This is a genomic window from Pseudoalteromonas sp. K222D (assembly GCF_017653575.1).
Taxonomy (GTDB): Bacteria; Pseudomonadota; Gammaproteobacteria; order Enterobacterales; family Alteromonadaceae; genus Pseudoalteromonas; species Pseudoalteromonas nigrifaciens.
In genome coordinates, this window is the sequence record NZ_JAGGDL010000055.1 from 1 (window position 1) to 16,831 (window position 16,831).

Consider the following 16,831-nt stretch of genomic DNA (forward strand, 5'->3'; position numbering starts at 1 on the left):
GTTGGAAATGCGGCTGCTGATACAATTCGAAAATACATTCAAGAGCAGGGCTAACTATTCCGATTCATCCCATCGACGCCGCTTCGCGTCGATCAATGGGTTTTCTCGGAAAATTTCGATAAAATAGCGAATAAATTGATGGCTTTGAGACAATACTAAAGAGGGAGTAGGAAAGTGGTGGAGCTAAGCAGGATCGAACTGCTGACCTCCTGCGTGCAAGGCAGGCGCTCTCCCAGCTGAGCTATAGCCCCACATTCCTAAATTTTACATATTACGTAAAAGCTTGATTGCTGATTCTCAAGCGGGACGAACTTTAAGATTTTTTATAAAATAGGTCAAGTATTTTTTCACTAATTTTACCGTTTAGATGAAATTTTGGTAGACTCAACAACAATATTCAGTAAAAAGACAATTAAAAATGAAAAAGTATGCCTTAGTACTGATGGTTTTGCTTGTTGGCTGTGCTAACTCAAGTGACGAGCAACCTTATGAAATAAATAATAAACAGTTTCATGAAAAACAAGATGAACAAGGAAATAAGCTATTTGCCTACGTAGTATCGGTAAAGGCTAAAAGCCGCCAGAACATTAATTTAGATAAAAAGTTTACCCGCAGTGACTTTGAGCGTTTTGCAGCGCAAGAGCATTTTGAAGAGTCGAGTATTTTAAAATTGCAGTTAGAAGATCAAGCTGTTGAATTGTTAAATAAAGAGCTTGAAACACGCAACTATTGCCCCGCTAAGCATGAAATTAATGAGGTACTGTGGCGTGATTTAAGTGTGCAATTAAGAGGACGTTGTTTGTAGTATGTTAGCTGATAAAACAAAGTTAGCAGCGCTATTAGCGCAGTTAAATATTAATTATGAGGTGATAGAGCACCCACCATTACATGGCAGTTTAGATGCCGATGCCTTTATGGTGGAGCGCCCAGGTACACGACTTAAAAATTTATTTTTACGTGATAATGAAGGTAAGCGGCACTTTTTAGTTATAACCGCCCATGACAAGCAACTTGATTTAAAAGTATTGTCAAAACAACAAGGGTTATCGCGGTTAGGGTTTGCCTCAAGCGAGCGTTTAGCGCGCTATTTAAAAGTAGCACCTGGGTGTGTATCTATGCTTAGCCTAATGAACGACAAGCAAAACGAAGTAAGCGTTTGGCTAGATCAAGATATTTGGCAAGGTGAGCTATTTCATTGTCATCCGTTTGAAAACACCCAAACCTGGTTACTTAATAAAGCAGACTTAGAGCAGTTTTTTAACTTTACTGAGCATCAGCCTCGCGTAGTATTTTTACCTTCAAGGTAAGCCCATATAACCAGCATCAAGCCGCATAGGCAAACAGCCAATAAAGCTGCCATAAATGCGGTTTGCCCATGATGCTGGTATATCACCCCTGGTAATAACGACCCAAGTGCACCGCCGCTGTAATAAAACGATACATACCCGCCATTAGTAACACTCGGTGGTGCTTTACTTATTTTATTAACTAAGGGAGCGGCAGTTGAGTGAATCACAAACATAGACCCGCAAAATAATGTAAATGCGGCTAAAAACACTATTAGCTGGTGGCTCATTAACATGACAATGCTAATACTGTAAAACAAAAATATAGCCGTTAATAAATGCCATGCAGAGGGCACTTTTTTAAGTAACCAAGGTGTTGTAATAGACGCTAAAGCGCCGATTAAATAACCACTGTAAACCAAGCCAATGTCGCGAGTATTAGTGATTAAAAAAGTATTTTGCAAAATAAAAGGTAAATAATTAAGTAAAGCGGCAAAGCAAAAAAACATACAAAATACCGCACCATACACTTTTAGCAGCGGCCCTTCACGCAGTTGTTTAATATAGTCTAGTGGTGAAAGTATTGATTTAACGTTATTACTTTTAAAGCGGGTATGGGGAATACTCCACGCAAGCAAAATGAGCATGGTGGCAATAAAATAATAAAAACTTTGCCAGTGCCATATATCGCTAAAAATAGCTGCCAGAACACGCCCAAAATAGCCGCCTACTATGGTGCTGCCAATGTAGATTGTCATATTTTTTTGCAGTGTATCGGCACTAAAACTCATGCCAATATAACTGGTCATGGCTGTTAATGCCGCTGGTAATATTAGGCCTTGTAAAAAGCGTACCAATAACAGCAGCTCAAAGGTGGGGGCGTAAACAAATAATAAACAGCATCCTCCCAATAACAACATAGCAATGCGTAATATAAATAAAGGATTACGTTTAGTTAAAAACAACCCATACACTAAAGGCGCAATAGCCAGTGGTAGCATAGCCGCAGTCATTAAGCTGCCAGCAACGGCGGGGGCAACACCAAACTCAACTGCAAATAGGCCAAGCAGTGGTTGTGGAGCGTAAAGTACAAAAAAAATAAATACAGAGCAAAGCAACAAGTGAGGTAGGCGCATTATTATAGCTTGGCGAGTAACTAATAGTTAAGTGGCAGTATATTAAAAATCCCTTGTGTTTGATAATCTAAAAACGAATACTTTAAGCGACTATTTGGTATGCCCATAAACAGTAATAAGTAATTGTTTACTAAAAGAGTCGCTATCTTTGCGCTAAATCATGGTGTTTTTATCGTCGTTTGTTAGATTAATGATGATAGCGCTGTTATTTGCCGGCATTGGTGATTAAAATAGTCTTAATATTAGTTTTTAGTGGAATAGAGCCATGGGGTCACTTCAAGAGCAATTGCTCCAAGCAGGATTAACAACATCGCATAAAGCTAAAGTTGCTAAATCAGAAAAGCGTAAGCAGCAAAAAAAGCAAAAAAAGGGTGCAACCAGTAACCCTAGCGATTTACAAAAGCATATTCAACAAACAAAACTTGAGCAGCAACAAAAAGCAGAAGAGCTTAACCAGGCACGCCAAGGTAGTTTAAAGCAGCGCGAGCAAAGTGCCCGTGTTAAACAAATTTTAGAACACCATAACCAAGAAGCAATACGTGGTGAGCGTACTTTTAACTTTACTTACGAAAACAAAGTAAAGAGCATTGAAGTAAACGAAAGAACGCAAAAAGCGTTATCGGGTGGTCGCTTAGCTATTTGTGTGCTCGAAGGCCGATTTTACGTATTAGAAGACGAACCGGCACGTAAAGTAGCTGAAGTAGATGAACATTATATTGTTTTTCATGTTGAGCCAGAAAGCAAAGTAAAAGATGAAGACGATCCATACGCCGATTTTGAAATACCAGATGATTTAACGTGGTAAATTTTAGTTAAGTGTAGACTCATTTAATTTTTGCTAAAGTTAACTTAAATGAGCTGTACATGTATTTGTTCTGATTGATCGTCAAATGCTATTAGTTACGTATGCTTTTTATAGTGTTGTTGACTACAATCACCAGAACAGTTTTTTAACCGTCAAAAAAAGAAGAGTAAATACAATGAGCAAAATTAAAACACTTTTATTAGGCGCGGGTATTAGTTTAGCCGCAAGCTTGTCATTTAATGCAGCTGCTGCAGATGGTGCTGCACTTTACACTGCTAAAAACTGCCAAACGTGTCACGGCGCAGAAGGTAAGGCACCTATTATGGGCATGTACCCTAAATTAAATGGTCAAAATAAAGACTATTTAGTTGCACAAATGAAAGACATTAAATCAGGTGCGCGCAGTAATGGTATGTCTATGGCTATGAAAGCTATGGTAGCAACCGTAACAGATGAAGAGTTTGCTGCAATTGCTGATTACCTTGCAAACGTAAAATAATAAACGCAGTTAATTATTTTTATTAAAAAACAGCCACACCTAGTGTGGCTGTTTTATTTCCTGATTGCTATAACCTAAATACTAATTTAGACTTCTAAACATCTATTGCGCAATTGATCTTATGTGTATTTAAAGGCTTATTATGTTTGATTTACCCCAGCTCGATTTAAAAAATAAAGTATCAGCACAAGAATGGCAGCTACGAGTTGATCTAGCAGCCTGTTATAGGTTGGTGGATCATTTTCGTTGGGGCGATTTAATTTACACGCATTTATCGGCGCGGATACCGGGCAGTGATCATTACTTAGTGAACGCCTTTGGTTTAACCTTTGATGAAATCAGCGCTTCTAACTTAGTTAAAGTAGATTTAAGCGGCAATATTATTGACGACACGCCATTTAATATTAATCCAGCTGGCTTTACTATTCATAGCGCAATTCACGAAGTACGCGACGATGCGCATTGTGTGATTCATTTACACACGAAAGAAACCATAGCTGTTGCTACACAAAAAAATGGCTTATTGCCACTAAGTCAGTATTCCATGTTCTCTTTGCCGTCGCTTTCGTATCATGGTTACGAAGGGTTAGCGGTTAACGATGATGAACGAAAACGCTTACAAGATGATTTAGGCAATACTAACCATATGTTATTAGTTAACCACGGTGGCTTAACAGTGGGGCCAACGGTGGGCGATGCTTTTATGCGCTTTTATGATTTACAGCGCGCCTGTGAAATACAGCTCGCTATTCAAGCCAGTTCGCAGCAGGCTATTAGCGTCCCGCAGCCTATAATCGACAATATTTATAATCAAGCAAATTTAGTGCACAGTGGTAGTACTGGCGGGCAGTTAGCGTGGCCAGCTATGCTGCGCAAAGCGTACCGACTTGATCCTAGTTTTGCAAAATAACCATTTAAAGGTTAATAAGGAATATTCATGAAAGTAAATCGCGTTGAAGTGTTTGATATTCATTGCCCAGATCGTCCTGCTTGGACTCCAGTATTTGTACGTATTCATACTGATGAAGGCATTAGTGGTGTGGGTGAAGCGGGCCTTGCATACGATTTAGGCCACAGCGCTGCTGCCGCTATGATCAAAGAAATGGCCGATGCATTTTTAATTGGCCACGACCCATTTCAAACCGAAAAGCTTTGGTCGCGTATGTTACGTGAAAGCTTTTGGGGTTTAGGTGGTGGGCCTGTTGTATATGCTGCAATGAGTGCGATTGATACTGCTCTGTGGGATATTAAAGGTAAAGCACTGGGTGTACCTGTGTATCAACTACTTGGTGGTAAGGTTAACGATAAATTACGCACTTATGCATCGCAACTACAGTTTGACTGGGATAGCGAGTTTAAAGCATTAGTGCAGCCACAAGAATACGCCGAAGCGGCTTTAAAAGCGGTTGCCGAGGGTTACGATGCAGTAAAAGTAGACCCAATTCAGTACGATAAAGACGGCAATACTTACTACGATCGCACTAATATTATTTCCCGCGCTGAAATGAAGTTGTACCGTGCGCGTATGCAAGCGATTCGTGAAGCGGTAGGCGACGAAGTTGATATTATTTTTGAATGCCATAGCTTACCAGGGGTGACTTCGGCAATTCAATTGGGCGAAATAGCGAAAGAATTCGATTGCATGTTTTTTGAAGAACCCGTTAACTATTTAAACCATTCATTGCATGCCAAAGTGGCTGATAAAGTGGCCGTGCCAATTGCTGGTGGTGAACGCTTGTATAACCGCTGGGGTGTACGCCCATACTTAGAAGATCAAAGTATTAATGTATTGCAACCCGATATTGGTTTATGTGGTGGTTTTACCGAAACGAAAAAAGTGTGTGACTACGCCGATATTTTTGATGTGCGCATTCAAGCGCATGTATGCGGCGGGCCAGTAGCGACTGCAGCTTCACTGCATTTAGAAACAGCCATTCCTAACTTTTTAATTCATGAGCATCATACTTATGCGATTAAAAAATGGAACCGTGAGTTGTGTCTGCAAGATCCTCAACCTAAAAATGGTTTTTTTCAAGTGTCGGAAGAGCCAGGTATTGGTATTGAATTAAACGATGAGATTGTAATGCGCTCGCAGCGTGTAGAAATTAAATAGTTTTAGCATACAGATTAAAAAGCCGCGTAGTGATAGCTCACTACGCGGCTTTTGCTATTTGGCGTTATTGTTATAGCTGATTAATTTTACACTGTACGCCTTTTAACTGCTGCGTTGCTTTGCTATCAAGATGGCGAACAAAGCATTGCTTGCCTTTAATCATTAACTCAAACTGGTCGGGCATATTAAGCTGCTTACCCATAATAGGATTACCCATAGAGTCTTTATGGTTGAGTTTATCGAGCGTCACAGTACTGTTAGTAGTAAATACATCATCGGCTAATTGCACTTGTGAGCTATGCAGCAAGCTGGCAATAGCATTAGCTACTGCTATGCTATTAGGTGTTACTAATAGCGCATGCTGCAGCTTAGGAGTTGGCTCAGCGCTTTGTGCTAAGCAGCCGCTGAGTGCGGTTGTTATAAATGCGATTACTGTAAGTCGGCGTACTTTCATGGTTTATCTCATGTTATCGCTAAGAATAGTATTTTGCTCAAGCAAGGTTTGAATTCGCGTATCTTTTACTTCAGGCGAATCAGTTGTAATAGCAGGTGCAAAACCTTGTTTACTGTTTATGGAGCTTGGCGCAGGGCAGCTACCGGTATTTCGATAGTTAAGCGCTGTTTTAAGCAGTGCTTCATTGGCATTACCTAATGGCTGAGAAAAGTCATCGGCAAGCGCACAACCATTTAATAATACGGGTTGAAAAGCGTTATCAATAGTGTTTTTTGGCGCAAAGCCATCAGCATACTCGCCAAAACCTTTATTATTTATACCGCTAAACTGAATGGTAAAATAGGTGGTTGCGCAGTTATCGGTAGGATAAAAGCCATAAGGCTTGCCACAGGTACCAGAGCCTATCTGGATCACTTCAATGTCGGCGCCGCGCAGACCATTAATAATGGCTTCGCTTGCTGAACAGGTGCTGCTAGTCGTGAGAACAAATACGCGGTTTAGGTTTAATGTTGGCAGTGCGCTACCGGGCACAGTTGCAGGGTTATCGGCAAATCCCACAAACTGATTAGTAAACGGCATTGGGCTAAGTGTTTGCCCAGTTACCGGGTTGGTATTTGGATTTTTATCGTTAAAAACAGTACGCTCAAACACTTTTCCTTGGGTGTTCGCGCGGCCCGCAATCATATAGGCTACTTGGCTGGCCATTTGTAAAAAGCCGCCGCCGTTATAGCGTACGTCAATCACTAAGTCTTTAATGTTACTTGCTGCAAATTGGTTAAATGCATTGTAGAGCTGATCTTCAGCAATCGCATTATGGCTATTAAACTGAAAATAACCCACATCGCCATCGGCTAAGTCGGTACGCACATTGACTACCGGTTGCGAGGTAATATTTTGCGAGGTGAGTGTTACGGTACGGTTTTGGTTAGTATTTATGTCTTTAAATACAAACTCGGTCGTTTTACCTGTTTGCTCAGGAAACAAACTTGCACTAATAAGAGCAACTTCACTGCTGGAAGTCGTATTTACAAAATCAATGCCATCTACAGCAACAAGTTCAAAGCCACGAGCAAGGTTTTGATTACTCGCAGGTGTATTTGGCTCGGTATAGCTAATAACGGCTTGGCGTGGCGCGCTGCTAGCAAGTATTTTTATATTAAAGCCATAGCCATAGGTTACCCCTGATTGACTTTGGCGCTGCCACTCATCGGTAGGTAAGTTAAAGTGGTAGTTATCTTTTTTAGCGCCTGAATCGGTCAGTTCATTGGTTTTTAAGGTATCAAAATAAGCAACTACGCCGCTTGTAAGCGCTGGATCGGTATCTATTATCTCATCGTACCAAAGGTAGGTTTCGTTACTCCACGAACGCAGCCAGTTTTTTTCATTACTTGCTTGGCATTGTCCTTTAAATTGGCTGGCACTGGCAAATACCCCTGCGCTCCAGCCATTGGTATTGCTATTAGGAGTAAGGCCCTCGCTATCGCTACCGCCGCCACACCCAGATAAAACGCTAAGCAGTGCTAAAGAAGCGAGTGTTGTTGTTTTTTTGTCACGAATTTTAGAGTGCATATAAGAAGCTCTATTTTTAAACGATTAATTTAAATATAGCGGCTTTTATTTAGAGTTGATAGCAGTGTTTAGCGTTTTTATAGCTTAATTGCTGCCAAAGCGCTTGGTTACTACATAAGTTAAAGTGTGCCTGCCATAAGTCGTTATATTGGGTATTGATTTGGCAAACGGGGAAGTTACTCGCAAACATTATTCTTTGCTCGCCAAAGTGTTGAAAAATAATATTAAAGCACTGTGCTTGCTGCCCGCTATTGAGCTTAAGTAACTCAAATCCCGAAAACTTAATTGCAATGTTATGGTACTTGGCGAGTAATTTAATGCCTTGCTGCCACGCTGGCATATTGTGGGGTAAACCTGCGTGATTAAGTATAATTTGTAACTGTGGAAACTGTTTGGCGTATTGAGCAATTTGCTTAACTATAATATGGTTTTCAAGCTCAAACTGGGCTTCAAAATGTAATTTTAACTGCTGTAACGTTTCAAAGTTATTGTAGCAATTACTGCTGAGCAAACGTTTGGCGTCATCACCTTGGGTAATATCTCTAATGCCCGCTAAGCTTGGATGGGAAAGGTTACTGAGCGCATGGCTAAATAGCTGATTGCTTTGATCAATCTGGGCAAAACTAACGGCTTTGTAAGTAATGCCAGCCAAGTGCTTGGTGAGCCAGTTAAGCTCGTTTATAGGTGCGCTGTTATCAAACCCCGCTTCAATATGCACTAAGCCTGCAAGTTTAAAGTCGCAATCTTGCATTAATTGCGCAGCACTGATCGGCTGCTTTATTTTGTCTAAGTTAGGCCATGGCGGCGGGTTAGCGCCTTGTAACCAAGTATATTGCCCCTCAAGTAGATTAAAAAAATGCACATGGGGGTCAATAATAGCACTACTCATTGCGCTGTATAACCACCGTCAATACTTTGCAAGCTACCGGTGATAAAGCTTGCATCATCGCTGACTAAAAAATTCACTAAAGCGGCTACTTCATCAGCTTGGCCTAAACGGTTAAGTGGCTGCAATGCCGCCTCTTCGGCTACTGTTTGTGCTTTATTGGCACCACTGTTTTTACAGTAAGCGTCTATGGCGTTATGAAATAACGGTGTTTCTATAGTGCCAGGGCACACGGCATTAGCCCTAATATTAAAACTCGCGTAATCAAGCGCGGTGGTTTTTGCCATAGAAGCAAGGGCGTGTTTAGTCAGGTTATAAGCAAATGAATTTTGTTTACCTATAATTGCCTGATCTGAGGCTATAAGCACAATAGCGCCGTTGTTTTGGGTTTTCATTATTGGTAATACACTTTGCACTGCCGCATACGCGCCTTTTACATTAAGCGCAAATAGTGCATCGAGAGTTTGCTCATCGGTACTTTCTATGTTGGCGCTTAAATGTTTTCCTGCATTAGAAACAAGTACATCAATGCGCTGCGTTTGCTCAACTATGGCATTAATACAATGACGTACAACAGTGACATCGCTTACATCACAATGATGAAACTCACCAAAGTTACTTGGTGTTATATCAAGGTTATGTACTTCATAGCCGCTTGCTAGTAAGCGCTGTACTACCGCTAAACCAATACCTTTGGTGCCGCCGGTAACAATAGCCACTTTTGACATACTTGCTCCTTTATTTGTTATTACTTTTTAATTAGTGAGAGTGACCACATCCGCCTGCTGCATGCACATGGCCGTGCGATACTTCTTCGCTGGTGGCTTCACGTACCGACACTACTTCAACATCAAAAGTCAGTGTTTTACCTGCAAATGGATGATTTAAATCACAATCGGCATTAAAGCGGCCTACTTTAATAATAGTTACCTGATGACGACCTTGATCCGAGCTTACCATTGCGGTCATGCCTGGTTTCCATACTTTAACTTTGCTTTGTGTTTGTAAATGCTTTAACGGAATGCGTTGTACTAAGTTATCAACACGTTCGCCGTATGACTCGCTTGGCGCTAATGTAACGCTAAACTTTTCGCCAGCGGCTTTGCCTTCCAGCGCATTTTCTAAACCAGGAAGCATGCCTTCGCTGCCATGAATATAAGTAAGAGGCGCTTCGTTAGTACTGGTTTCTATTTGCTCACCGGCTTCGCTAAGGGTGTAATGAAATTCAACGGCTGAATTTTTACTAATTTGCATGCTTATCTCTTTAAATTTTGACTGTATTAGTTAGAGCGTAATTTTACGCGAAATATGTTTTTTTAGAAACTTAACGTGGCTGATTTAATGTTTTTTGTAGATCTAACAGTAAATCTTTTTTAATAGTTGTTACTTGAGGCTTTTCGGCCTGAGGAATAAATAACACTAATTGAATACCTGGTTTGAGCATACTCGACGCTGACAGTTTATTCCATTTAGCTAGGTCACTGTGCGGCACATTGTAAAGCTGACTAATGCTCCACAAGGTATCGCCTGGTTGCACTTCATAGTCTATTTCGAGTGTTGCAATTACCACTTCTTGATGCTCAAGGTAGGGGCTAATTTTATAATCAACAGTCAATGATTCCGGAAGTGTTTTGGGCTGGCCAACAAGTAATTTTTCACCAATGCCAATTAAGTTGTTTTGTTTATTATTAAGTTGCTTTAAGGCACTTACAGGCATGCCAAAGCGCCTAGCAATACTGTAAAGCGTATCGTTTTGTTTAACTATGTACTCTCCAGCAAAGTTAGTTTTAAAAAACGAGCTGTTTAATAGTGCCTGTTGCTCAATTGGCAGTAATAACGTATGCGGACCATTGGGTGAACTTTGATTTTTTAAATACCCTTGATTAAGTGCATGTAGCTGCTTAGAGCCTACTCCAGAGAGCTTGGCAATGATTGAAAAATCAAATTGTTGGCCTACATTCATATGGGTGGTCAATGCTTTGTAAGCGAGCTTTGGGCGTTTAAAACCTTGTTGCGGATGTTTAACTAAGTAGCTTAGTGCCAGTAACTTGGGTACATAATCGGCGGTTTCTTGAGGTAATTTTAGCGACCAGTAATCAGTGCTTTTACCGTGCTTTTTATTTTGTTTAATCGCGCGTTTAACTCGCCCTTCACCGCTATTATAAGCGGCGAGAGCGTGCAGCCAATTGCCATCAAAGCGTTTATATAAGTAACTTAAATACGCCAGGGCTGCGTCGGTGGCGGCAAGTACATCTTGGCGGCCGTCATACCATTGATCCGACTTAACCCCAAAATGATGTGCAGTTGCTCCTACCAGTTGCCATACGCCAACGGCTTGCTGCGATGAGTGTGCAGTGGGTCTAAATCCGCTCTCTACAAAAGGCAGTAGGGCTAACTCTATTGGTAGTTGCTGTTGCTCTACTTTTTTTACAATATGGTATAAATACGGAGCAGCTCGTTTGCTCATAACTTGCAGGTAATCGGGTTGCTGCAAATACCAGTTAATACGCTTTTTTAGCGCTTTATTTTGCTCAATAGGAAAATGCAGATTATTAGCGATATACTGCCATAAGTCAGTTGTTTTAGCTGGTGGCTTTATTATTTTATTTTTTGTGTTTTTAGGCGGCGTTATGTGTAAGTTAGTTTTTGTGCTTTGCGGTGTTTTTAATTCACTAGGGGCGCTGTAACTTGGCTTAAAGTGAGTAAATATTTGCGGTGCTTCTATAGGCTCTGGCTTGGTGGTTTCACAGCCAAATAAAAAAACACCTAAACAAGCTAAAACCAAACTGCGCATAACATTCACTTCTATTAAAATCCTTTTACTATTTTAACACAGTCCGTTGTGTTGAGTTATTTTGCGTTTATCGCGCGAATTAATCCTGCTTGTAAAAATAAATTACTCGACTTGGCATTAAGCGACTCTTGCATGTAGGGTTTAATCGCGACATCAGGAAATGACAGCATTAACTGCTCTATTGTTTGCCCACTATTATTAGCTACATGCTCTGTAATGGCGGTTAAAAATGCGTGCGACTGCTGCAGTTGCGACTTATTAGTTAGTTCACCATGACCAGGAATTATAGTTTTTAGCACTGAGTCATTAATATATTGTTGTAGCAGTGCGCGCCAGCTGCTTAGCTCGCCGTGGCCAGGGTAGGGAAGCCAGTCAACAATATCTCCACCAATCAAAGTGCTGCCACTGTTAGTTGTAATGGTTAAATCGCCATTGGTATGTGCTTGGTGGGCGTTTAAAGTAATTTCAAAATTGCCTAAGTCTAATGTTTTATTGGTGTTTATGCTTATTTCAGGTGCATTGAGTTGATATTTTTGCCATCGGAATAGGCGCTGTTTAGCGCGTTCTAACTTTGTACGCCACTGCGCTTGCTCATTTTCGGGGAGTGTTGCTAAGCGTTGGTAGCTAAGCTCAATGCTTTTTTCGAATCCTTCTAGCTTATCGTTAAATGCTTGCTGATAAAGGGCAAAGTCAGTTTTTACTTGCTGATGGGTAATTAATTGCGCATCGGGGTAAAAGTGCTGCATTACAGCCATCCCCAGCAAATGATCGTCATGGAAATGAGTGGCCACTAAGTAACACAAAGGTGTTGTTAAGTGCTTTTTTAAATCGCTAGCAAGTTGTTCTACTGCAGCAAAGTTGCCGCTGGTATCTACTAACAGTGCGCATTTACTACCTTCAATTAATACTTGGTTTGAGTCGTAAAAACGTAGTTTATGCTGTTGTTTTAAAAATTGAATATTGGGACTTATTTTCTCCCACGTAACATCGGCGTTAGCATTGGCTGCAAAATAAAAAGAGTTAAGCAGTAGTAGGTACTTACTTAATTTAAATAAACGCAGGGCTGACTTCATATAACGCTCTCTATTATGGTTTAAAAGCTGCGTAATAAATAAAAGCGCTCTAGGCGCTTTTATTTATTATGTTTAGAGTCATTTGATAAGTGCTGACTCAACTTATCAATGAGTTGATCTTGGTGTTGCAGATCAACAGCTTTTATAGTCTTTGCTTCTAGCAATTCGTGGCTTAAATTTAAGGCTGCCATAAGTAGGGCATTTTGCTCATTTTTAACAGTAGAGCGTTGTTTCATTTGCTCAACCAAATCATTGAGATTTTTAGCTGCCGCTTTAAGTGCCTCTTCTTGCCCAGGTGGGCAAGCAAATTGCTGCTCTTTACCAAGCAATTCAACAGTGACTCGCTGGTTTTGCAGCTCAGACATTAGCTAGCCTGTTGTGCGCTTTGTAACTTATCAAGCAGGCCAGATAAAGTAGTGCTGGCATCTTTTTGCTTTTCTTCGTTTTCAAGGGCTTCTAATTGCAAAAGCTCGTTGTCGTCAGCGAGTTTACTATTTTGTTCTTTTAAATTAGATACATCAGCTTGTAATTGATTATTACGCTGAATTAATTGGTCGATCAGTTGTTCGAGTTGTTGAAGAGTGTTGTTATTCATAAAGGCGCTCATATAACTGTAATTAAGGTAATGCAAATGTAAAGCAAAGTTTGTTTATTTACCAGCATTTACGCTGGTTTTAGCTGATTTTTATTCTCTGTTAAGGGATAATTCAGTGTATTGGCTTTTTCATTCAGAAATGGTTCATTTTAATGGCCGCTTATCAGGGGATAGGTTGTCAAAGTACAGTGCTTATGGTTCACTGTTTTTATTAAATAGCGTATGGCGAAAATAAATAATGCTTAGTTACAGACACTCATTTCATGCCGGAAACCCTGCCGATGTACTTAAACATTTAGTGTTAGCACAAGTGTTAGGTTACCAAACTTTAAAAGATAAGCCACTGGATTATATAGACACTCATTCGGGTGCGGGCTTTTTCGAATTAGCAGCGGCCGATGCACAAAAAACACAAGAGTATCAAGACGGCATTGAAAAACTGTGGCAACACACTAGTAAACACTCAGCTTTAAACGACTACATTGCACTGATCAAATCGTTTAACCAAACAGCCGATTTAGAGTTTTATCCGGGTTCGCCAAAAATTGCGGAACACTTTTTACGCCGCCAAGATAAAGGCTGGTTTTTTGAGCTGCACCCACGTGATTTGTTATTACTAGAGGAGAACATGCAAGGGAAGCGTTCGATTCGAGTACGTGGCGAAAATGGTTTTGCTGGTTTGGTTGGCTTATTACCCCCTGCATCGCGTAGAGCCTGCGTGTTAATAGACCCACCTTATGAAGTCAAAGACGATTACGACACTGTTATTACTACGTTGATGCAAGCGTACCAGCGCTTTGCTACCGGCACATACATGATTTGGTATCCTGTTGTTGACCGCAGCCGCATTGACAACATGGAGCAAGACCTGATTGACTCTGGCATGCGTAATATTCAATTATTTGAGCTAGCTACCAAAGCCGATACCGACGTGCATGGCATGACTGCCTCTGGGATGATAGTAATTAATCCACCGTGGAAATTAAAACAGGTTATGGATGAGGTGTTGCCAGAGCTGGTGAGTGTATTGAGTGAATCAAGTGGTTTTTATCGCAGCGAGCAGTTAGTCGCAGAGTAACCCACATAGCAAAATGCCCAGTTAAACTGGGCATTTTAATTATTACTGCAGTTATTTTAGTTAAAGTAAACGGCTTTAAAGGTAGCTAGTTGCTCACCTTTTTCATCTTTTAAGCTCAACGATTCGCCATTAACTTGCCACTGCGCAGCTTTACTTAGCATGCTAGACATTGCCGCTTCTTGATCCATGTTTTCATGACACATTTTTTGCGTTGCCGCTATGTGATCAAAAGTTACTGTTTGCTCATTAACTTCATAACCACCGTTAAAGTTATTGCAGCCTAAAAATCCATGCACTTTGCCATCATTACTAAATTGAATGAAAGGTTCTTTTGTTGTAACCGTAACATTATCGCCAGCTAAAGTGATTGCTTTCCAATATGTATTTGCTAAATCAACATCTGGTTTTTGATCTACTTTTGTAACCACAATTTTGTACGGGCTGGTTTGTGCATCTGCTGCGAATGGGTTGTTATTGCTTGTGCTGGTGTAAAGTAGCTCACCATTATTTTCAATACGTGCACTAACGCTGTAGCTAAGTGCTTTATTAATTTTGTTAGTGTCGTAGGCAAGCTCTACTGAATAAGGAGGACCACCATTTAAATCAATAACCTGCTGGCTAATAACGGTTGCTTTAATATCCATTTTAGATACATCGGCAAGTGTTACTGTTAGCTGTGAATTAGGCGCCAACATGCTGCGATCAAGGTAACTAACTTCAGTTGTTAGCGTTGCTGTTGACTCTGCCTGTGTTGCCTGTGCAGTGTTCTTAGCATCATCACATCCAGATAATACCAATGCGCCACTGGCTAAGAAGCTGATCCCTGCTACCGATTTTAAAATTGAACTTGGCTTACGTTTAAACATCGTTGTTCCTTTAATACTAAATTAGATGATTTTAAATGATGATAGTGCTTAGTTACTTAATCAAGGCTTAATTGAGGAGTAAAAGTTTGACTTAGTGATTGTTACAACGCGTAAAAAAGGGCGCTTATGCGCCCTAAATAAATGTTTTTACTTTTTAACAAACTTGGTCAGAATTACAATACGTTGACCATCAACACGCCCTTCAATATGTTCAGGGTTACTGGTTAAGCCAATATTACGTACTGCAGTACCGCGTTTAGCGGTTAGGCTGCTGCCTTTTACATCTAAATCTTTAATTAGCGTTACGGTATCACCGGCTTTAAGTACTACGCCATTGCTATCAAGATGCTTTAGGTCGTCATCTTCAGCAAGTACTTGTTGAGCCCATGCTAATGTATCTTCTTCTAAGTAAATCATGTCTAGGGCGTCTTGTGCCCAGCCATTGTCGGCAGCTAAGCGGCTCAACATACGATAAGCAACTACTTGAACTGCAGGAGTTTGGCTCCACATGCTGTCGTTTAAACAATGCCAATGGGTAGGGGTTAGCTCAGCGGTGTCTTCAATTTGATCTTTACATACTTGGCAAGTGTAAATGCATTTATCTGAGTGGGCTTCTTTAACTGGCGGAACTTCGTACACAGATAAAGTATCTGTTGCTGCACATAATTCACATTGGTTATTACTACGTTCTACTAAGGCTTGTTCAATGCTCATATAGGAGGCTCTTATGCTGTTTTTACAAAAATATTATGTGGTTATTATACCTCCATCTGGGCTCTTTGTGTACATTTGCACTAAGGATTAGCGCATATCCATATAAAAAGTATGGTTATATCTTGTTTGTAACTGCAAATTACAATAATTAAATACAGCAAACTCGGTTTAGCATTGAGCAAGACGCAGCGTTTAAGTTTGCGTATGATAAGCGCATGATGGTTTATTTTTTTGATATGTTATGCGCTTACTTCTCCCTATAGTTAGTATTTTAATTGCTTTAGCTTTATTGCTTCCCGGTGTTACCCAGCCTGTATTATCCCTAGAGGGGAAAATAGATAAGTCTAAATTAGCGCAAACAGGCATTGAGATGATTGCCGATGAAGGCGACCGCAACACTCGAAACATGCTGATGATGGCATCAAGCATGTTTGGGTTAGATAAGCTTGAAGGTGAGATAAGTGCTTATCAAAAAACACGCAGCATTTGGGGAACGGTTAACGAACTGGCTCATAATAAAAATTATTTAGTGGCGGTGTTGGTGGCTTTTTTTTCAATTGTAATACCGACTATTAAGTTACTGATGCAATTAGTCTTTTGCTTATTGCCAGCGAGTAAGTTTAAGCAAAATCTGGGAGTAACTATTTGCGCTTTGAGTAAGTGGAGTATGGTAGATGTGTTTGTTATTGCACTTATTGTTACTTACCTTGCAGGCAATGCCGAGGGTGGAACCGGTGGGCTAATTAAAATGCACGCCGAACTGGGGAATGGCTTTTGGTATTTTACCGGTTATTGCTTATTTGCCATTGCCGCGAGTAGTTTTATTAAACCCGATGCAAAAAATATATAAAGGTTTGTATTAACTATTCAGTTATCATAAACTTCGCTAGAACCTAGAACCTAGAACCTAGAACCTAGAACCTAGAACCTAGAACCTAGAACCTAGAACCTAGAACCTAGAAC

Annotated in this window: 20 protein-coding genes and 1 tRNA gene; 8 read left to right on the forward strand and 13 right to left on the reverse strand. The window is 40.4% G+C overall.

The window, feature by feature from the left end:
- Positions 1 to 175: 175 nt before the first annotated feature.
- A tRNA-Ala gene (locus J5X91_RS16850) sits at positions 176 to 251 on the reverse strand.
- 167 nt (positions 252 to 418) lie between these two features.
- Here J5X91_RS16850 and J5X91_RS16855 point away from each other — a divergent pair.
- Positions 419 to 805, forward strand: coding sequence for a hypothetical protein (locus tag J5X91_RS16855; RefSeq protein ID WP_011326994.1), 387 nt, complete (start codon positions 419 to 421; stop codon positions 803 to 805).
- A 1-nt stretch (position 806) separates the two neighbouring features.
- A complete protein-coding gene (locus tag J5X91_RS16860) occupies positions 807 to 1,307 on the forward strand; it encodes a prolyl-tRNA synthetase associated domain-containing protein (protein WP_011326995.1) in 501 nt (166 codons plus the stop codon).
- Here the strand turns inward: J5X91_RS16860 and J5X91_RS16865 are convergent.
- A complete protein-coding gene (locus tag J5X91_RS16865; RefSeq protein WP_089367625.1) occupies positions 1,274 to 2,422 on the reverse strand; it encodes an MFS transporter in 1,149 nt (382 codons plus the stop codon). The two genes, J5X91_RS16860 and J5X91_RS16865, sit on opposite strands and share 34 nt — an antisense overlap.
- Before the next feature lie 265 nt (positions 2,423 to 2,687).
- On the opposite strand from J5X91_RS16865, the gene J5X91_RS16870 reads away from it, so the two are divergent.
- From J5X91_RS16870 to J5X91_RS16885, 4 genes are all read left to right on the forward strand, one after another.
- On the forward strand, positions 2,688 to 3,227 hold the full coding sequence (locus J5X91_RS16870) for a DUF2058 domain-containing protein (RefSeq protein ID WP_011326997.1): 540 nt from the start codon (positions 2,688 to 2,690) through the stop codon (positions 3,225 to 3,227).
- A 175-nt stretch (positions 3,228 to 3,402) separates the two neighbouring features.
- Positions 3,403 to 3,726: a c-type cytochrome gene (locus tag J5X91_RS16875; protein WP_011326998.1), complete on the forward strand. Its 324-nt coding sequence runs from the start codon at positions 3,403 to 3,405 to the stop codon at positions 3,724 to 3,726.
- Positions 3,727 to 3,868: 142 nt separating this feature from the next.
- Positions 3,869 to 4,636, forward strand: a complete 768-nt coding sequence (locus J5X91_RS16880) for a class II aldolase/adducin family protein (RefSeq protein ID WP_208835271.1) — start codon at positions 3,869 to 3,871, stop codon at positions 4,634 to 4,636.
- Positions 4,637 to 4,663: 27 nt separating this feature from the next.
- Positions 4,664 to 5,839, forward strand: coding sequence for a mandelate racemase/muconate lactonizing enzyme family protein (locus J5X91_RS16885; RefSeq protein ID WP_011327000.1), 1,176 nt, complete (start codon positions 4,664 to 4,666; stop codon positions 5,837 to 5,839).
- Positions 5,840 to 5,909: 70 nt separating this feature from the next.
- Here the strand turns inward: J5X91_RS16885 and J5X91_RS16890 are convergent, their stop codons facing one another.
- The 9 genes from J5X91_RS16890 to zapB all read right to left on the reverse strand — a co-directional run bounded on the left by J5X91_RS16890 (position 5,910) and on the right by zapB (position 13,210).
- The gene (locus J5X91_RS16890) at positions 5,910 to 6,293 is read right to left on the reverse strand and encodes a hypothetical protein (RefSeq protein WP_011327001.1); all 384 of its coding nucleotides are present in this window, start codon (positions 6,291 to 6,293) and stop codon (positions 5,910 to 5,912) included.
- Positions 6,294 to 6,296: 3 nt separating this feature from the next.
- Positions 6,297 to 7,862: a S41 family peptidase gene (locus J5X91_RS16895; RefSeq protein ID WP_208835272.1), complete on the reverse strand. Its 1,566-nt coding sequence runs from the start codon at positions 7,860 to 7,862 to the stop codon at positions 6,297 to 6,299.
- A gap of 49 nt (positions 7,863 to 7,911) precedes the next feature.
- A complete protein-coding gene (locus J5X91_RS16900; RefSeq protein WP_208835273.1) occupies positions 7,912 to 8,751 on the reverse strand; it encodes an amidohydrolase family protein in 840 nt (279 codons plus the stop codon).
- Positions 8,748 to 9,476 carry an SDR family oxidoreductase gene (locus J5X91_RS16905; protein ID WP_208835274.1) on the reverse strand — a complete coding sequence of 243 codons (729 nt, stop codon included), beginning with the start codon at positions 9,474 to 9,476 and terminating at the stop codon, positions 8,748 to 8,750. Before J5X91_RS16905 ends, J5X91_RS16900 begins: the two co-directional genes overlap by 4 nt.
- 31 nt (positions 9,477 to 9,507) lie before the next feature.
- The gene (locus tag J5X91_RS16910; protein WP_011327005.1) at positions 9,508 to 10,002 is read right to left on the reverse strand and encodes a peptidylprolyl isomerase; all 495 of its coding nucleotides are present in this window, start codon (positions 10,000 to 10,002) and stop codon (positions 9,508 to 9,510) included.
- A gap of 70 nt (positions 10,003 to 10,072) precedes the next feature.
- A complete protein-coding gene (locus J5X91_RS16915) occupies positions 10,073 to 11,542 on the reverse strand; it encodes a LysM peptidoglycan-binding domain-containing protein (RefSeq protein WP_208835275.1) in 1,470 nt (489 codons plus the stop codon).
- A 56-nt stretch (positions 11,543 to 11,598) separates the two neighbouring features.
- Positions 11,599 to 12,615, reverse strand: a complete 1,017-nt coding sequence (locus J5X91_RS16920) for an MBL fold metallo-hydrolase (protein ID WP_011327007.1) — start codon at positions 12,613 to 12,615, stop codon at positions 11,599 to 11,601.
- A gap of 59 nt (positions 12,616 to 12,674) precedes the next feature.
- A complete protein-coding gene (locus tag J5X91_RS16925; protein WP_011327008.1) occupies positions 12,675 to 12,980 on the reverse strand; it encodes a cell division protein ZapA in 306 nt (101 codons plus the stop codon).
- Entirely contained in the window at positions 12,980 to 13,210 is a 231-nt protein-coding gene (gene zapB / locus J5X91_RS16930; protein WP_011327009.1) for a cell division protein ZapB, read from the reverse strand. The genes J5X91_RS16925 and zapB overlap by 1 nt, the downstream gene beginning before the upstream one ends.
- Before the next feature lie 238 nt (positions 13,211 to 13,448).
- Between zapB and rlmJ the strand changes: the two genes are divergently transcribed.
- A complete protein-coding gene (gene rlmJ, locus J5X91_RS16935; protein ID WP_208835276.1) occupies positions 13,449 to 14,288 on the forward strand; it encodes a 23S rRNA (adenine(2030)-N(6))-methyltransferase RlmJ in 840 nt (279 codons plus the stop codon).
- Positions 14,289 to 14,344: 56 nt separating this feature from the next.
- Here rlmJ and J5X91_RS16940 read toward each other — a convergent pair whose 3' ends face one another.
- Together J5X91_RS16940 and J5X91_RS16945 are read right to left on the reverse strand one after the other, a co-directional pair.
- Positions 14,345 to 15,154, reverse strand: coding sequence for an META domain-containing protein (locus J5X91_RS16940; RefSeq protein ID WP_208835277.1), 810 nt, complete (start codon positions 15,152 to 15,154; stop codon positions 14,345 to 14,347).
- A gap of 147 nt (positions 15,155 to 15,301) precedes the next feature.
- Complete coding sequence (locus J5X91_RS16945) at positions 15,302 to 15,868, reverse strand: alkylphosphonate utilization protein (RefSeq protein ID WP_011327013.1); 567 nt, start codon at positions 15,866 to 15,868, stop codon at positions 15,302 to 15,304.
- 241 nt (positions 15,869 to 16,109) lie between these two features.
- On the opposite strand from J5X91_RS16945, the gene J5X91_RS16950 reads away from it, so the two are divergent.
- Entirely contained in the window at positions 16,110 to 16,718 is a 609-nt protein-coding gene (locus J5X91_RS16950) for a paraquat-inducible protein A (RefSeq protein ID WP_208835278.1), read from the forward strand.
- Positions 16,719 to 16,831 lie beyond the last annotated feature (113 nt).

Bases quoted from the DNA above. Each gene is read 5' to 3' on its own strand.
- J5X91_RS16855 (WP_011326994.1), top strand. From the start codon at position 419: ATGAAAAAGTATGCCTTAGTACTGATGGTTTTGCTTGTTGGCTGTGCT.
- J5X91_RS16860 (WP_011326995.1), top strand. From the start codon at position 807: ATGTTAGCTGATAAAACAAAGTTAGCAGCGCTATTAGCGCAGTTAAAT.
- J5X91_RS16865 (WP_089367625.1), bottom strand. From the start codon at position 2,422: ATGCGCCTACCTCACTTGTTGCTTTGCTCTGTATTTATTTTTTTTGTA.
- J5X91_RS16870 (WP_011326997.1), top strand. From the start codon at position 2,688: ATGGGGTCACTTCAAGAGCAATTGCTCCAAGCAGGATTAACAACATCG.
- J5X91_RS16875 (WP_011326998.1), top strand. From the start codon at position 3,403: ATGAGCAAAATTAAAACACTTTTATTAGGCGCGGGTATTAGTTTAGCC.
- J5X91_RS16880 (WP_208835271.1), top strand. From the start codon at position 3,869: ATGTTTGATTTACCCCAGCTCGATTTAAAAAATAAAGTATCAGCACAA.
- J5X91_RS16885 (WP_011327000.1), top strand. From the start codon at position 4,664: ATGAAAGTAAATCGCGTTGAAGTGTTTGATATTCATTGCCCAGATCGT.
- J5X91_RS16890 (WP_011327001.1), bottom strand. From the start codon at position 6,293: ATGAAAGTACGCCGACTTACAGTAATCGCATTTATAACAACCGCACTC.
- J5X91_RS16895 (WP_208835272.1), bottom strand. From the start codon at position 7,862: ATGCACTCTAAAATTCGTGACAAAAAAACAACAACACTCGCTTCTTTA.
- J5X91_RS16900 (WP_208835273.1), bottom strand. From the start codon at position 8,751: ATGAGTAGTGCTATTATTGACCCCCATGTGCATTTTTTTAATCTACTT.
- J5X91_RS16905 (WP_208835274.1), bottom strand. From the start codon at position 9,476: ATGTCAAAAGTGGCTATTGTTACCGGCGGCACCAAAGGTATTGGTTTA.
- J5X91_RS16910 (WP_011327005.1), bottom strand. From the start codon at position 10,002: ATGCAAATTAGTAAAAATTCAGCCGTTGAATTTCATTACACCCTTAGC.
- J5X91_RS16915 (WP_208835275.1), bottom strand. From the start codon at position 11,542: ATGCGCAGTTTGGTTTTAGCTTGTTTAGGTGTTTTTTTATTTGGCTGT.
- J5X91_RS16920 (WP_011327007.1), bottom strand. From the start codon at position 12,615: ATGAAGTCAGCCCTGCGTTTATTTAAATTAAGTAAGTACCTACTACTG.
- J5X91_RS16925 (WP_011327008.1), bottom strand. From the start codon at position 12,980: ATGTCTGAGCTGCAAAACCAGCGAGTCACTGTTGAATTGCTTGGTAAA.
- zapB (WP_011327009.1), bottom strand. From the start codon at position 13,210: ATGAATAACAACACTCTTCAACAACTCGAACAACTGATCGACCAATTA.
- rlmJ (WP_208835276.1), top strand. From the start codon at position 13,449: ATGCTTAGTTACAGACACTCATTTCATGCCGGAAACCCTGCCGATGTA.
- J5X91_RS16940 (WP_208835277.1), bottom strand. From the start codon at position 15,154: ATGTTTAAACGTAAGCCAAGTTCAATTTTAAAATCGGTAGCAGGGATC.
- J5X91_RS16945 (WP_011327013.1), bottom strand. From the start codon at position 15,868: ATGAGCATTGAACAAGCCTTAGTAGAACGTAGTAATAACCAATGTGAA.
- J5X91_RS16950 (WP_208835278.1), top strand. From the start codon at position 16,110: ATGCGCTTACTTCTCCCTATAGTTAGTATTTTAATTGCTTTAGCTTTA.